Below are 15662 nucleotides of genomic sequence, written 5' to 3'. Positions count from 1 at the left end.
GCGATACCCCCTAAAGCTGGAAAAAACCAGCCTATACGGCGCTAGCCCAATGGCCGTAAGGCCAAATCCGTTTAAATTCCGTGCGTAATCCGTGAAGCAAGAATGTTCCGTTAACTCCGCGTAATCCGATGAAGAAAATCGGTAAAGAAATGAAAAAGAGGGTGTGTCATGGACTTATGACACATCCTCTTATATAATTTCAATGAATTCAATGAATTCTATTACTTGTTTTCAGCATCGATAGCCTTGATTTTCTCCTTTACGAGCTTCAAGTCTTCCTTCAGCTTCTCTACTTTGCGGTTCATCTCCTCTACGAGGCTGTTACCCTTCTTGCTTGCTGCATTGAGGAAACCGAGGTTGTTCTCGTAGGTAGTAATCTCTGCACGCAGCTGGTCGTAGCGGCGCAACAGCTTGCCACGCTCGTTGTCCAAAGCGTTGGCTCCCTTCTCAGCTACACTCTTCAGATTGCTCTTGAAGTTGTTCATGTGGCGCTTGGCATTGTTGGAACGCAGATGCTTGTAGAGCTTGTCCATCACGTCGTGATACTCCTTATAGAGCTTGTCTTTCTCCTTGAAAGGAACATGACCCACGGCATTATACTGGGCGATGAAATCCTGCATTTTCTTCTGGAAACCGTCTACAGAAGGGTTCTCAGCCAAATCCTTGAGCTGGGCAATGATGCTGCGCTTCTTTTCGAGATTAGCGTGCTCCTCGTTTCTTGTGCCTGCATTTTCCTTGTTGCGGGCATCAAAGAACTTGTTGCAGGCAGACAGGAATTCCTTCCAGAGCTGGTCGCCCTGTTTGCGAGGCACGAAGCCCACGGTCTTCCATTCTTTCTGAAGCTGAACCAGCTTGTCGCCTGTTTTCTTCCAGTCGGTGCTGTCGGCTAAAGCCTTAGCCTTCTCCACCAGCTTCTGCTTCTTCTCCAGGTTCTCGGCATACTGGCTCTTGATGGTCTTGAAGAATTCTGCTTTCTTGCTGAAGAACTCATCGTTGGCGATGCGGAAGCGCTCGAAAATCTTCACGTTCATCTTCTGAGGAGCAAAGCCTATCTTCTTCCATTCGCCCTGAATTTCGATGATGGTCTTGGTAGCCTCCTCCCAGTCATTAGCCTGCTTGTTCTCCTTGAGGTTGATAGCCTCAATCTTCTCGCAGAGGGCAGTCTTCTTGGCGAGGTTATCCTCTTCCTTGGCGCGCAGATCCTCAAAATGCTGCTGGTGCTTCTTGTTGATCACGGTGCTGGCATTCTTGAAGCGGGTCCAGATAGACTCGCGCAGATCCTTGGCTACAGGACCGATTTCGCGGTACTCCTGATGCAAGTCCTGCAACTTGTGGAAGGCAGAGATAACGTCTGGCTCTTCAGCCAGTTTTTCGGCAGCCTCACACAGCTTGGTCTTCGCCTCCAGATTCTTCTTGAAGTCGTACTCGCGCGCCTCGTTGTTGAGCTTCAGCAGGTCGTAGAACTGCTCCACGTATAGCTGGTAGTTCTTCCACACCTCGTTAGCCTTGTCTGCAGGAATCGCCTTGATTTCTTTCCATTCCTGCTGCAGGTTCTTGAATTCCTGATATGAATTGTTGGCCTCCTCAGGCGAGGTAGCCATGGCTTTTATCTTTTCGATAATCTCAAGTTTCTTCGCCAGGTTCTCCTGCTTTTCCTCTTCCTGTTGCAGGAAGATTTTCGCTCTTTTTTCCTTGATGATCTGCATTTCCGCCTTAAAGGCTTCCTCTGTGTCATCAGGTAAGAGAACGTACTTCTCAGGGTCACCACCTGCTGCGAGATACTCCTTCATCTGAGCATCTCTCTCGGCGAGATGAATCTTGTAGAACGTTGTCTTCAGGTTGTCGAGTTCCTCCTTGTTAGGAGCCTCTGCACTGTGGGCAATTTCTTTTACTCTTTCGAGTACTTCCTGCTTGGTGGCGTAAGCCTTCTTGGCAGGTTCTTCCAGGGCGCTCTGTTGAAACAGAGCTTTTTCTTGAGAGTCCATCATGTCACTTTGTTTAGTTTATGATTCGAGTTTCTTTGGTCGCTTGTCGTGCCTTGCGCGAGACGGCCACAAATTTAATGTTATAATATTGTGCAAACTTAAACAAAAAAATCGAATATCCGTCAAGATATCCGATTTTTTTAATGTTTTTTATATGTAGAAAGCCTTTTAGAGCAGTCTTTTGTATCTTAGGAAGCCCCAAGTGAGTCCGGATACAACAAACGAAATCACCAGGGCGAGGGCAAATCCGTAGGGACTTTCTTCCATGCCGTTCACCAGGTTCATGCCGAAGAAGGAGGATATCAGCGTTGGCAACATCATCACGATACTGATACTGGTCAGGGTTCGCATCGTGGTGTTCATGTTGTTATTGATGATGCTCGAATAGGTGTCCATCGTTGATTCCAGAATGTCGGAATAGATGCTGGTGGTCTCTCTCGCCTGCGTCATCTCGATGTTCACGTCTTCGATGAGGTCGGCATCCAATTCGTCCACCTGCAGCTTGAACTTCAACTTCGAGAGCAGGTTTTCGTTGCCTCGGATAGAGGTGATGAAGTAGGTGAGGGAGTCTTGCAGGCGGCTCAGTCCTATCAGGCTCTCGTTGTTCACGCCATGATCCAGATTGCGCTTCGCCTTCTCGATGAGCGAGTTGATCTGCTTCAATCGCTTCAGATACCATACGGCCGACGAGAGGAAGAGGCGGAAAATCATGTCCACGTAGTCGGTGAAACCCTCGCCGCGTTTTTGCTGAAAGCTCACGAAATCAATCATCATGTTGGTTTCGTAGAAGCATACGGTGATGGTTACGTCGCGCTTGTGGATGATGCCCAGCGGCACGGTGGTGTAAGGAGTGCGGCTGCGTATTTCCTTGACGTAGGGGATACGGAGAATGATGAGCATCCAGCCATCATCGTATTCGTAGCGGGCACGCTCATCAGTATCGCTGATATCCGAAAGGAAATAATCAGGGATTTTGAATTCTTCTTCCAGCAGGCGCTGGTCTTCATCAGTTGGACATGTTACTTGTATCCAGCAGTTTGGCTGCCACTCGTTGAGTGGAGACAGAGTCTTGTCTATGTTCCAGTATGTCTTCATTGTTTGCTAATCTCCAAAAAATAATAAACGTTTGGGTATGGAGATTAGCGGTTGGATTTTCTGCCCCTATCGGTCATTTCCGGGGCTGTTTTCTGAATGCTGAATCTCCACGCCTACAATTCATAATTGTTCTCCGCGTGATAATCGTCCATTTTGTTATTAATTTGATGAAACTTATGCAAGTGGGCTGTGCTGCATTTCTTAGCAGATATTACAGTGCTTGCGAAATCGGGTGCAAAGATAATGATTTTTATTGAGAAAAGGGACAAAAAAGCCGAGAAAATTCTTTCCCGGCTTCCTTTTTTAATCTTTTTGTAATTTCTTCCTTCTTTACTTGGTAGGAATCTCGGCAAGCAGCTGCTTCATCAGGTTCCAGAATGGAGCCACGCAGCTAATCTGGCAGCGCTCGTTGGCAGTGTGAGGGCTGAGCAGGGTAGGACCGAATGATACTACATCCAGGTTAGGATACTTGCCCAGGATGATAGAGCACTCCAATCCCGCATGAACAGCCTGAACCACGCCGTCCTTGCCGTTCTGCTCCTTGTACACCTTCAATACATGCTCCAGAATGTCGCTCTTTGGGTTAGGGTTCCAGCCGCCGTAAGCGCCGCTGAACTCTACCTTCATGCCAGCCATGTTGAAGCAGCTCTCCATCATGGTAGCCAGATACATCTTGTAATACTCGTGGCTAGAACGTGCCAGAATCTTGATGGCAGCCTTGCCGCCGCCTATTTCGATGATGGCGAGGTTAGATGATGTCTCTACGATGTCAGGCATGGATGGAGCCATGCGCAATACGCCGTCGTGGCAAGCAAAGATGGCGTCTACCAGGTTGTCCTGAATCTCGGCAGGAACCTCTGTGGCTGGAGTTTCTACGTTCTCGGTGAAGAACTCGATGTTCTCGACATTCTCAATGCCGTTGAACTCATCGCAGAACTCGTCCTTCCAGTCAGCTACCATGTCGTTCAAGGCCTCTACGTTCTCCTTTGGCAGAGTCAATACCACCTCTGCCTGGAATGGGATGGCGTTGCGCATGTTGCCGCCCTTCCATGAAGCCAGGCGTGCGTCGAGCTCGGAGATAGCCTCACGAACGAAGCGAACCATGCACTTGTTGGCGTTGGCTCTGCCCTCGTTGATCTCAATGCCTGAGTGACCGCCCTTCAATCCCTTCAGGGTAACCTTTACGGCTGCATCTTCCTTGTCTGTCTCCACCTCCTTATAGTCGAGTGTTGCTGTGATGTCGATACCGCCGGCACTTCCGATTACGAACTCGCCCCATACCTCTGTGTCGAGGTTCAAGAGGATCTCTCCGTTCAGTTCGCCCTCAGGCAGATCGTTGGCACCATACATGCCTGTCTCCTCGTCTGCGGTGATGAGACCCTCTACAGGTCCGTGCTGCAAGTCCTTAGACTCCATCACAGCCATGATAGTAGCCACGCCCAGACCGTCGTCGCTACCCAGTGTAGTCTTGTTGGCACGTACCCAGTCGCCATCGATGATGGTTTCGATAGGGTCGTTCTCGAAGTCGTGGTTGCTCTCAGGAGCCTTCTGAGGCACCATGTCCATGTGTGCCTGCATGATAACGCCCTTTCTGTTCTCCATGCCTGGAGTAGCAGGTTTGCGCATCACGATGTTTCCAGCAGCATCCTGGAAAGCTTCTACGCCAGCCTCCTTTGCCCAGTCGAGCAAATAAGCCTGAATTTTCTCCAAATGTCCTGATGGACGTGGAACTTGTGTCAACTTGTCGAAGTTGCGCCAGATTTCAACTGGACTTAGATTCTTAATGTCAGCCATAATATCTTTATTTAAAATGTTAATGTTTTTTTCTTGTAAACGCCAGGGCTATCCAGGCGTAAATGCCCAGCAGGATGACGAGCAGCGTCTGTACGGAGTGCACGATGAGCACGAAGTAGAGTGCGTCGTTCTGCTGGATGCCGTAGAGGATGAGCATCGTCTTCACGGCGAAATGCCAGGGACCCGCTCCGTTGGGCGTAGGAACCACCACGGCGATGCTTCCCACGATGAAGGTAACCAGTCCGCACATCAGGTTCAGGTGGCTGGTTGATTCGAAGCACTGGAATGTGAGGTAATAATGCAGGAAATAACTCAGCCAGATGCCCAAGGTGAAGGCGATGTAGAGGGGTGCGTTCTTCACGCCCTTCAGCGAAATCACTCCCTGCCACAGTCCGCTCAGCGTGGCTTTCACCTTATTATATATAGCCAGCTTCTTGAGCAGGATGTGTGCCAGAATGAGCACGGCAACGCCGCAGATGGTGGTAACCAGGTAGCCCGTGGCGGTAAACTTGCCCAGGATGCTGTCCATGCTGGTGCCCGTCTTGTCGAAGAAGTTCAGGAACACGGGAATCTGCATCAGGAACACCAGTCCGGCGATGAGCAGCACGAGCAGCGAGTCGATGGCTCTTTCCGTTACCACCGTACCCAGCGATTTGGGAAACGAGATTCCGTCCCATCTCTTCAGCACGGCGCATCTTGCAAATTCACCCGATCTCGGGATAACGAGGCTCAGGGCGTAGGATATGAAGATGGAGTTGATGCTGACGCCGCTTCGGGGCTTTTCGCCGATGGGTTCCAGCGCCTGTTTCCATCTCCAGCCCCTGAAGAGCTGTGCCGAGATGCCAAAGGGGAACGACAGCAGCATCCAGGTCCAACTCATCCTGTGGAGCACCACGTCCTCCACCTGCCTGAAGTCAAATCCGCGATACATCCAGTAGAGGATGGCTCCGCCCAGAAACAGCGAGAGAGCCACCTTCCAGATATTGTTTGCTATCTTTTTCTTTTCCATCATAGTGCAAAGGTAATACTTTTATCGCTTATATGGTGCGGTTTCTGCATATTTTTAGCATAAATAAACGCTTCTGCCCCTTTTTATTTCCTCTTTTTTATATAAAAGATAAAAAAAATCGCATCTAAGCGATGATTTCTCGAAAAATAATCGTATTTTTGCAAAATATATATAGTAAGAAATAACAAACAGACCGAAAGGTCGGAAACAGATAGAGAATGATGAAAGCTGTAAAGCCAAAGAAAAATCTGGGTCAGCACTTCCTTACTGACCTCAACATAGCCAAGCGCATCGCCGATACGGTGGATGCCTGCCCTGATATTCCCGTGCTCGAAATCGGACCGGGAATGGGTGTGCTTACGCAATATCTCGTAGAGAAGCCACGCCTCGTGAAGGCGGTGGAAATCGACTCAGAGTCGGTGGCCTATCTGCACGAAAACTTCCCTCAGTTGAAGGACAATATCATCGGAGAGGACTTTCTGAGAATGGACCTCAACCAGATATTCGACGGAAAGCAGTTTGTGCTCACGGGCAATTACCCTTACGACATCTCCTCGCAGATTTTCTTCAAGATGCTCGACTACAAGGATCTCATTCCTTGCTGCACCGGCATGATTCAGCGAGAAGTGGCGCTGCGTATGGCATCCGAGCCAGGCAACAAGGCGTATGGCATCCTCAGCGTGCTCATCCAGGCATGGTACGATGTGGAGTATCTCTTTACCGTAGACGAGGGCGTGTTTAATCCACCTCCAAAGGTAAAGAGTGCCGTAATCCGCATGACCCGCAACAAGGTGACCGACCTGGGTTGCGATGAGAAGCTCTTCAAGCGACTGGTGAAGACCGTGTTCAACCAGCGCCGCAAGATGCTGCGCGTGAGCTTGAAGCAGATGTTTCCGGGTGTAACCCCTCGCGCTGATTTCTACACCACCGACATCATGACCAAGCGCCCCGAGCAGCTCAGCATCCCGCAGTTTGTGGAACTTACCAACTATGTGGGCGAGGAACTCAAAAGATTGGAATTAATAAAATAATAAAAAATAAAAATATACAGACTATGATCGACGTAAAAGAAACTTTGAATTCTGCAGCAGAGCGTATGGAGATGGCTGCAATGTATCTCGCAGAAGAACTCTCTCATATCCGTGCAGGTCGCGCCAACGTAGCAATCCTCGACGGCGTGCGTGTTAACAGCTATGGCAGCATGGTTCCTCTGAACCAGGTAGCCACCGTAACAACTCCTGATGCGCGTACCATCGCCATCCGCCCTTGGGACAAGAAGGCCATCAAGGACATCGAGAAGGCTATCATGGATAGCGGTGTGGGTATTACTCCTGAGAACAATGGCGAGATTGTTCGCCTCGGTATTCCTCAGCCTACTGGCGAGCGCCGCAAGGAGCTGGTTAAGCAGTGTAACAAGATTGCCGAGCGTGCCAAGATTGAGGTTCGCAACGTGCGCCAGGAGGTGAAGGAGAAGCTGAAGAAGGCTATCAAGGATGGTCTTTCTGAGGACTTGGAGAAGGATGCAGAGAATGATTTGCAGAAGCTTCACGACAAGTACATCAAGCAGCTCGAAGGTTTGATGGACGAGAAGGAAAAGGAAATCATGACAGTCTAGAAAGGCTCACCCTTTTTAGGATTACATTATTAGTATGTGATAATGAGAGGACTCGTTATTAAGAATACAGGCAGCTGGTACACCGTCAAGACTGACGATGGCCAGCTGATTGAAAGCAAGATAAAAGGCAATTTCCGATTGAAGGGAATCCGCAGCACCAACCCCGTGGCGGTGGGCGACTACGTGCAGCTCATCACCAACCAGGAAGGCACCGCCTTCATCTCTTCCATCGAAGACCGCCGCAACTACATCATCCGAAAATCACCTAACCTCAGCAAGCAGAGTCATATCCTGGCAGCCAACGTAGACCAGGCACTGCTCGTGGTTACCGTGAACTATCCGGAGACATCCACCACCTTCATCGACCGCTTCCTGGCCGGAGCTGAAGCATACAGAGTGCCTGTCATCATCGTGTTCAACAAGTGCGACCTGCTCTCCGAGCAAGAGCTGCACTACGAGAAGATGATGCGCACCCTCTATGAAACCATCGGATACAAGTGTGTGGAAATCTCTGCAGCCACAGGTGAAGGAGTAGACGAACTGCGCCCGCTCATCAAGGACAAGAAGTCTCTGCTCAGCGGCAACAGCGGCGTGGGAAAATCCACGCTCATCAACCAGCTTATCCCCGATGCTGCCCAGCGCACCGCCGAAATCAGCGAGGCGCACAACAGCGGAATGCACACCACCACCTTCAGCGAGATGCTCGACCTGCCTGAGGGCGGCTATCTCATCGATACTCCGGGCATCAAGGGCTTCGGAACCTTCGATATCGAGAAGGAGGAACTCACCAGCTACTTCAAGGAGATATTCAAGTTCTCGCAAGACTGCAAGTTCTCCGACTGCACCCACACCCACGAACCTGGCTGTGCCGTCATCAAGGCAGTGGAGAACCATTACATTGCAGCCAGCCGCTACCAGAGCTATCTCTCCATGCTGGAGGATAAGGATGAAAATAAGTACAGGGAAGCGTTCTAGAAAGTGAAGAGTGAAGAACGAAGAATGAAGATTTTAAAACCGTATTAATGAAAGAACAGAAGGACGTGAAGCAGCGCATCGAGGAAGGTGAGTTTGCGCAGAGTGCCGAGATCAGCGCCAGCTATCTCGACGAGGATATCTTGATTATCGACAATGTCAAGGTGTTGCAGAACCCCGACCCGATGAGGTTCCAGATGAATATGATTGCATCTTGCCACAGGGGAAGCCTGAAGGCTGAACTCAACGGGCGGGAATTTTCCGTAGAAAGGGGCGACATCTTTATCAGTCCGCCCAATTCCATACTCGACATCAAGGAGGTGTCGGATGATTTTGCGTGCACGGCGATGTGCGTAAGCAACCATGGATTGCTCAGCATCCTTCAGTCGCATATCTCGGTGTGGAACCGCGCCATGTATGTGAGCAAGGTACTGGTACTGAAGATGAACGAGGTGGATATGAAGTTCTACGCCAAGTTCACCGAACTGGTGCGCCTCTGCCTCGACACCAGCTTCAGCGAGCGCACCTCGTGGAAGCCCTATCGCCGCGAGATAGTGGAGACGCTGCTCAAGAGCGCCTTGTTGGCGGTGAGCAACATGCTGCTCGAGGATATGTCGGCAGACGATTTGAACTCCAGCACCATCGAACTCTTCGACAAGTTTCTTGAGAATCTGCAGCAGGAGGACATCAAGCATCGCCCGGTGGAGTATTTCGCCCGCCAGCTCTGCATCACGCCCAAGTATCTCTCCATCATCTGCAAGCGCCATTCTGGTAAGACGGCTATCGACTGGATTACGGAATACACCCTGGCAGATATTACGTACTATCTGCGCTCCACCTCCATGTCTATCAAGGAAGTATCGTGCATTCTGGGCTTCTCCAACACTTCGTTCTTCGGCAAGTATGTGAGGGAGCATCTGCATACGTCACCGCTGAAATACCGTGAAAGTGTCAGAAAGAAATAATGAACGGAGAGATTCATAAATAGAAGAAACAGGCAAAATAATATAAGAAACAGTAAAATAACAGAAGTAAAAGAGAGATAGAAAAGACAAGAATAAGAACTGAACTGAAATTACTTGAAAATGAAGAAAATGATGATAATCTTGGTTGGCGCCCTTTGCATGGCAATGGCGCCCGCCAGCTCATGGGGCAGGAATATGACCGGAAATCCGCAAATGCGCTCCATTACTATGAACACGGGATTGCCCAGCAATGCCGTGAAGAGCATTGTGCAGGATAAAAACGGCTTTGTATGGCTAGCCACCGATTACGGACTCTGCCGCTACGACGGCTACCAGGTAATCACCTACTACAATGCCGCCATGCAGCTCAACCAGGAAATCCTGGCACTTGCTGTCTCTGACGAAGGTCTCCTGGTGGGAACCTCTAAGGGAGTCTTCCTCTTCAGTTTCACCACCGAACAATTTCAGAAGCTCGATGAAAAGATTACTTCCTCCGTCAACCATATTGTTGTTGATGGGGAACATAATGCATGGATTTCCACCGGAACCCAGGGAATCTTCAAATTCAACCTTACCAGCCATTACTGTCACCATTATCCCATGAAGGCGAGCAGGGGCAGCGTAGATTGCGTGCTCATTGATGTCAACAGCCATGTGTGGGCGCTCAGCCTCGAGGCAGGGGCTTCGCTCTTCCGCCTTCAGAAAACTGCCGACAACTTCAAGCCTTTCGCCCTGAAGGGAGATGCTACCCAGCTTAGGGGAATGGCGATGCTGGCAAATGCAGATGGCAGCATTCTGGTGGGAACCTGGAAGGAAGGACTCTTTCGTGTGAGCAACGACGGCTTTGCCAAACTCCTCATTCCCCCTGTGCCGGGCAACGGCATGAACTTCATTCACAAGCTCTATGGAGACAGCCGCTATGTGCTCGTTGGCAGCGATGATGGACTGGTGCAGTATGACAGGATGACCAACCAGTGGCGCATGCTGTCGGAGGTGGAGAATCCTGCACGCCGCACTGCCGAGCGGTTTGTATATGGCATCATGAGGGATAGGGAAGATGGTCTTTGGATAGGCACCTACTATGGTGGTGTGAACTACATCCCGTCTTCTGCCATGCGCAACCGGTTTGACATGTATTTCCCTACCCTAGGCGGACTGCAGGGTAGCGTGGTGAGCCGCTTTGCCGAGGATGCCCGCCATCGCATCTGGATAGCCACCGACGATGCAGGCCTCGACTGCTACGACCCGCAGACCGACAGTTTCGTTGATTTCCCAGGCAAGCAGGAGATGGCGAAATACAACGCCCATGCGCTGTTCGTGGATGGCGACAACCTGTGGGTGGGAACCTATGGCAGGGGCATCATCAGGATGAATATAGCTACGGGGGCGCAGACGCCCGTCAGGATGGATAGCTATGTCTTGAGCAGCAGCTGCTACTATTTCTTCCGCGACAGGAAACACCGTCTCTGGGCCACATCCATGCTGGGTGCCTTCCTGCTTGATGATCAGAAGCAGGAGTTCAGAAGAGTAAAACTCTTCAACGGCCTTACCATTGATATGGAGGAGGATCGTCAGGGCAACCTTTGGTTTGCTACCCAGGAAAACGGACTCTGGTGTCTTCGTCGCAACAACACCTGGAAGCAGTATCTCTACAATGAGAAGGATACCTGCTCGCTGGGCAGCAACCAGGTAAACAGCATTCAGACCGACGGCAAGGGGCGCCTCTTCGTAGCCACCCTTCAGGGATTGTGTGAATATCAGCCATCCAGCGATACCTTCCGCCGCATCGCCGTCGATGCTCCAAGTCAGGATTTCAAGTCCATTCTCTTCGCCCGGGGCAGCATGTGGCTGTCGTCGGGCAAGGGCATCGTGAAGTATTCCGAGGACAAGCCGGTGCAGAAGTTCTGCCGTTTCGACGGATTGACCAGCGACCAGTTTCTTGCCAATTCCTGTCTTCTGTCGTCCGATGGCAGAATCTATTTCGGCACTACTCAGGGCTTCAACGCCTTCCGTCCGCAGCAGGTTACGCTCAACCGTATAGCGCCGCCCGTGGCAATCACTTCTCTCTCGCTCTTCAACAAGCGCATGGAGGTGGGCTCCGATAAGCTTCCCGAGGCATTGGACAAGGTAGATGAAATCAGCCTCTCTCACGATGAAAATGCCGTCACCTTCTCGTTCTCGGCACTGAGCTATGTCTCTCCCGAGAAGAATCTCTACAGCTATAAGCTCGATGGATTCGACGACGAATGGACCACCACCCACGAACCCCGTGCCGCCTATACCAATCTGCCAGCTGGCAGCTACACCTTCCGTGTGAAGGCCACCAACAACGACGGCGTGTGGTCTGAGGACGAGGCAACGCTTCAGATAGTGGTGCATCCGCCATTCTGGTGGTCGCTGCCAGCCAAGCTCATCTATCTGCTTCTCATTGGCCTGCTCGTATGGTACCAATGGAAGAAGCTGAAGCTTCGCCATCAGCAGGAGCTGGACAGCCTGGCTGAGAAGAAGGAGTTGGAGCTGCGCGATGCTCGCCTGCAGTTCTTCGCTATGGTAGCCCGCGAAATCCGCATTCCGCTCACCCTGATACTCGGTCCGCTGGATGCTCTGAAGGAGAAGTGGCAGAAAGTGAAGGAAGGATTGATGGAGGATGATATGAAGGATGATGATTCGAAGAAGAATCGCATGAATAAGGATGATATGAAGTACGTCGACGAGATGGATGGTTTGATAGATGTTTTCAGCCGCAATTCCCAGCGAATGCTGGTTCTCGTAGACAAGCTGCTTGATGGTAACAAGGTAGAGATGATGGAGGCTGAATCATCGGAAAAATCATCAGAAGAATCATCGGCTGAATCATCGGCAGTTTCTGCTTCTGTATCAGCTTCAACTTCAGTCTCTAAGCCAGCTCCTGTGGCTCCAATTGACAATCGCCCTACCATCCTGGTAGTGGAGAACGATAAGGACATGAGAGATTACATCGTAAACTCTCTGGCAGGAGAATACAGAATGCTGGTGGCAGATAACGGCGTGCAGGCGTTGCGTATATTGTCTAAGCACGATGAGCTGAGTCTGATTATCACCAGTTGGATAATGCCTGTGATGAACGGAGTAGAATTCTGCCAGAAGGTGCGTCAGAACAAGAGTATCTGCCATCTGCCAATCGTCATGCTGTCGGCGAAGACCGATGAGGATAGCAAGGCTCAGAGCAAGATTTGCGGAGCCGATGTTTTCATCTCCAAACCGTTCTCGATGAAGTATCTCGTGGCGAGTGTGAACCAGCTGATAGAAATGCGTCGAACGCTGATATTCCGATTCCCGAAGGAAACAGCCGCCGGGGATTCAGCTAAGGCTTCTTCTGCAGATTCTTCTGCAGGACCATCTGCTGGACTATTATCAGGACCATCAGCAGGACCATCAGCAGAATTTGTATCTTTTGCCTCTTCGGCGGAATCATCTGCAGCAGAGGAAGAGAATTATCCTCCAGAGCGCAGGTTCCTGGTGGATTTGGAGAAGCTGATAAAAGACAATCTTGCAAATCCGGATTTGAATGTACAGTTCCTGGCAGATAAGCTGGGCATGAGTCGTAGCTCCTTATTTAATAAGGTAAAGACGCTGCTGGCGGTAACGCCTAACGAACTGATACAGGCGATACGTCTCAGCACGGCTGCCCGCCTGTTGCAGGAGCGCAAGTATCGCATCAGCGAAGTGAGCGAAATGACCGGTTTCAGCAGTTCCAGCTATTTTGCCAAGTGCTTCCAGAAGCAGTATGGCATGAAGCCGGCAGAGTATGTGAATCTGCTGTAAAAGAGGGTGTGTCATAAGTCTAAATAATGGCAGCCGAGGACGGGCTGAAAGCCCAAAAGCTCTTAGCCCAGGGCGTATGGGATGTGGCTTATGACACACCCTCTTGCTTTTCTTTTCAGTTTCTTTTTTAGCTTACATGCAGCTCGTTACGCCGAGCGAGGTTGCGATAGCCGTCAGAATGCTGATGGCTATCTGAATCACCATTTTCCAGGTTTCCTTTTTCATCATCTTTTTCTTTGTTATGGTTTTTACGATTTAATGAATGCGGTTGATGGGGGGAGAGTTCCAGCCGTGTGGGGGCTGGAACTCTATAGGCTAGAGAGTAATGTGCTCGTTGCCGCCGGTAGAACCGGCGTCGGTGTTGCCCTTGTCCTCTCCGGTGTTACCGCCGGAAGTACCCGTATCACCCTTGTTGTCGCCTTCAGAACCGGTGGTTCCGCTGCCCTCGGTGCCGGTGGTTCCGCTGCCGCCAGCGTTGCTTCCGCCGCCAGTAGTGGTGCTTCCGCCGTTGCCGTCGTCGCCGCCATCAGGGTCGATAGGAGCATTGAGGTCAACAGTGCTCTTGCCATCCTTGATGGCCTTGAGCACGGCAGCCTGAGCGCTGCGGCTAGCCACGAGGTTGAACTCGGCGTCGTCGAGCAGGTTCTTGAACTCCTTGCCAGGCTCCCACTGAACCTTCACCTGGTTGATGTTCTGCGCCGTAAACTTGTCGGCAGACTCTGCGCCCTTGGAGCTGAGCAGCACGGAGAAGTCACCCAGGTCGCCCAGACGAATCTTCTTGCCCTCGAGCAGCATCTCTCTCATGCAGTCCACTGCCATGTAGAGGATGGCGCTGATGTCAGCTCTAGAATACACACTGCCGTGAGAAGTGATGTGCTTGGCAAACTTCTCGATGGTCATCACATCGGTGTACTGCGAGATGGCGAACGCATTCTGCTTCTCGGTCTTCACGAGGTCGAGGTCCTTCTGGTCGGGATTCTTACCCTCCTGCTTAGCCTGGTTGATGCGTGACTTTGCCTGGTTGATCTCCAAAAGGTTTGCGTTCACGCTGCGCATTACGATGCTGTAGTTAATCATACTCGTTTGTGTTTAATGAGTTCGTTAAAATCACAACTACCCAGAAAGCCCCGTTTTCTGTGCTTTTTCGGGTCTTAATAGATGACCGGCGCCTGCCATCATTTAAGACCCGCTGCGGTCTTCTATGATGACCGCCCTGAGGCACAAAAGGCTGTTCTTTCGATCGCCGGTGCAAAGATACGAAATTTTAAAGCCGAAATCAAGTTTTTACGGAAATAAGATGGTAAAAATGGCGTAAGTGATTGATATGCTGCAATTTAACTAAATGCTATTTTTGCATGTTCATTTCCCCCGGTCATTTTCGGTCATGGTCATTTTCGGTCATTTTCAAATGGAACTTGGTCATTTGTTCTATAGTATAATATAAATATATATTTATATTATACTATAAGGGGATTTAGCGCCCCCGAAACCAAAATGACCGAAAATGACCATGACCGGAAATGACCGGATAGAACTTCTGAAGAAAACTATTTCTGAAAGCTTTTGTTAAAATTAAACTACTGATAATTAGTCTGTTATGTACTATTGTTGATTCGTTTGATAGTTTGCTTTATGTTCCGGTAAGGGGGGCTTAAGGGGATTTATCTCTCTTCTTGTTCCCTTTTTCCTTCCTCTCACTCTTGTGAATAATGTAAAATATGTTCTAAAAAATAGCTTTTCAAGCCCTCTCCAACCTTCCTTTGCCCCTCTCTTTTTACCCTTCTGTAGGGGTGAAAAGTGCCATCGGAGGCACATTTTCATAGCTCCGAGAGCCACTTTCTGCTCATAATTCTGCGAAAAACTATTTCTTTTCTTTTGCGTCTTTTGTTTAGATAATATAATCTTTCATAACAAAGATAACATAAGCATGTTTTATAAATAGCTGAAAATATGCAGGATAAACGGATATTGAACGGAATATAATATTTTGATGTTTTGGTTTTGTTTAAAAATGCAATAAATCCCTCTTTGCCCATGTTTTTTGAAGTTATTTCTCATTTTTTTGTGCTGCAAAGTTACATATTACATCTTTTTTATTCAAGTTTCGCAAGTAACCTCCGGTCCCCGAAGGGGGCCAACTTTCAATAACCGCTGGTGGAATGACCGAAGGTCATGGAACCTGCGGACAACCAATAGTAGGGAGAAAGCGTCCCCAAAGGGGGCGAACCACATCCAGTCTTGCCCCTGTTCGCCCCCTTCGGGGACGATAAGAGAGAATCTGTTACTATCCGCAGGTTCCATTCCCTTCGGTCATTCCACCCGCGGTTATTCACATTCGCCCCCTTCGGGGACGGCAGGATGCTACTTGCGAAACTTGAATACTTTAGTGTTAGTAAATACGATATTTTTAAATATCGAATCAG

At 49.9% G+C, this 15662-nt stretch carries 10 protein-coding genes and 1 pseudogene; 5 read left to right on the top strand and 6 right to left on the bottom strand.

Annotation, left to right across the window (positions count from 1 at the left end; genetic code table 11):
* Positions 1-221: 221 nt before the first annotated feature.
* From V8Z93_RS12515 to V8Z93_RS12500, 4 genes are all read right to left on the bottom strand, one after another.
* Positions 222-1988 carry a DUF349 domain-containing protein gene (locus V8Z93_RS12515; RefSeq protein WP_439431696.1) on the bottom strand — a complete coding sequence of 589 codons (1767 nt, stop codon included), beginning with the start codon at positions 1986-1988 and terminating at the stop codon, positions 222-224.
* 165 nt (positions 1989-2153) lie between these two features.
* The gene (locus tag V8Z93_RS12510; RefSeq protein WP_439431695.1) at positions 2154-3080 is read right to left on the bottom strand and encodes a magnesium transporter CorA family protein; all 927 of its coding nucleotides are present in this window, start codon (positions 3078-3080) and stop codon (positions 2154-2156) included.
* Positions 3081-3410: 330 nt separating this feature from the next.
* Entirely contained in the window at positions 3411-4874 is a 1464-nt protein-coding gene (locus tag V8Z93_RS12505; RefSeq protein WP_439431694.1) for an aminoacyl-histidine dipeptidase, read from the bottom strand.
* 19 nt (positions 4875-4893) lie between these two features.
* Positions 4894-5883, bottom strand: a complete 990-nt coding sequence (locus V8Z93_RS12500; protein WP_439432859.1) for a lysylphosphatidylglycerol synthase transmembrane domain-containing protein — start codon at positions 5881-5883, stop codon at positions 4894-4896.
* Positions 5884-6104: 221 nt separating this feature from the next.
* Between V8Z93_RS12500 and rsmA the strand changes: the two genes are divergently transcribed.
* From rsmA to V8Z93_RS12475, 5 genes are all read left to right on the top strand, one after another.
* The gene (gene rsmA, locus V8Z93_RS12495; RefSeq protein WP_439432858.1) at positions 6105-6914 is read left to right on the top strand and encodes a 16S rRNA (adenine(1518)-N(6)/adenine(1519)-N(6))-dimethyltransferase RsmA; all 810 of its coding nucleotides are present in this window, start codon (positions 6105-6107) and stop codon (positions 6912-6914) included.
* Positions 6915-6937: 23 nt separating this feature from the next.
* Entirely contained in the window at positions 6938-7498 is a 561-nt protein-coding gene (gene frr / locus V8Z93_RS12490; RefSeq protein WP_203041437.1) for a ribosome recycling factor, read from the top strand.
* 42 nt (positions 7499-7540) lie between these two features.
* Positions 7541-8473, top strand: a complete 933-nt coding sequence (rsgA, locus tag V8Z93_RS12485) for a ribosome small subunit-dependent GTPase A (protein WP_218412514.1) — start codon at positions 7541-7543, stop codon at positions 8471-8473.
* A 47-nt stretch (positions 8474-8520) separates the two neighbouring features.
* Positions 8521-9435, top strand: coding sequence for a helix-turn-helix domain-containing protein (locus V8Z93_RS12480; RefSeq protein ID WP_299332116.1), 915 nt, complete (start codon positions 8521-8523; stop codon positions 9433-9435).
* 129 nt (positions 9436-9564) lie between these two features.
* Complete coding sequence (locus tag V8Z93_RS12475) at positions 9565-13239, top strand: hybrid sensor histidine kinase/response regulator transcription factor (protein WP_439431693.1); 3675 nt, start codon at positions 9565-9567, stop codon at positions 13237-13239.
* A gap of 132 nt (positions 13240-13371) precedes the next feature.
* Here the strand turns inward: V8Z93_RS12475 and V8Z93_RS12470 are convergent, their stop codons facing one another.
* Together V8Z93_RS12470 and V8Z93_RS12465 are read right to left on the bottom strand one after the other, a co-directional pair.
* Positions 13372-13467 (bottom strand): smalltalk protein, encoded by a 96-nt coding sequence (locus V8Z93_RS12470; protein ID WP_238405158.1) that lies wholly within the window; start codon positions 13465-13467, stop codon positions 13372-13374.
* Between the two features lie 279 nt (positions 13468-13746).
* Positions 13747-14316: pseudogene (locus tag V8Z93_RS12465) on the bottom strand (HU family DNA-binding protein); the annotation flags it as partial.
* Positions 14317-15662: the final 1346 nt, after the last annotated feature.

This window comes from Segatella copri, assembly GCF_051861805.1.
Taxonomy (GTDB): Bacteria; Bacteroidota; Bacteroidia; order Bacteroidales; family Bacteroidaceae; genus Prevotella; species Prevotella copri_M.
Note: the sequence above shows the minus strand (reverse complement) of the source record. Positions and strands in the feature narration are given on the sequence as shown.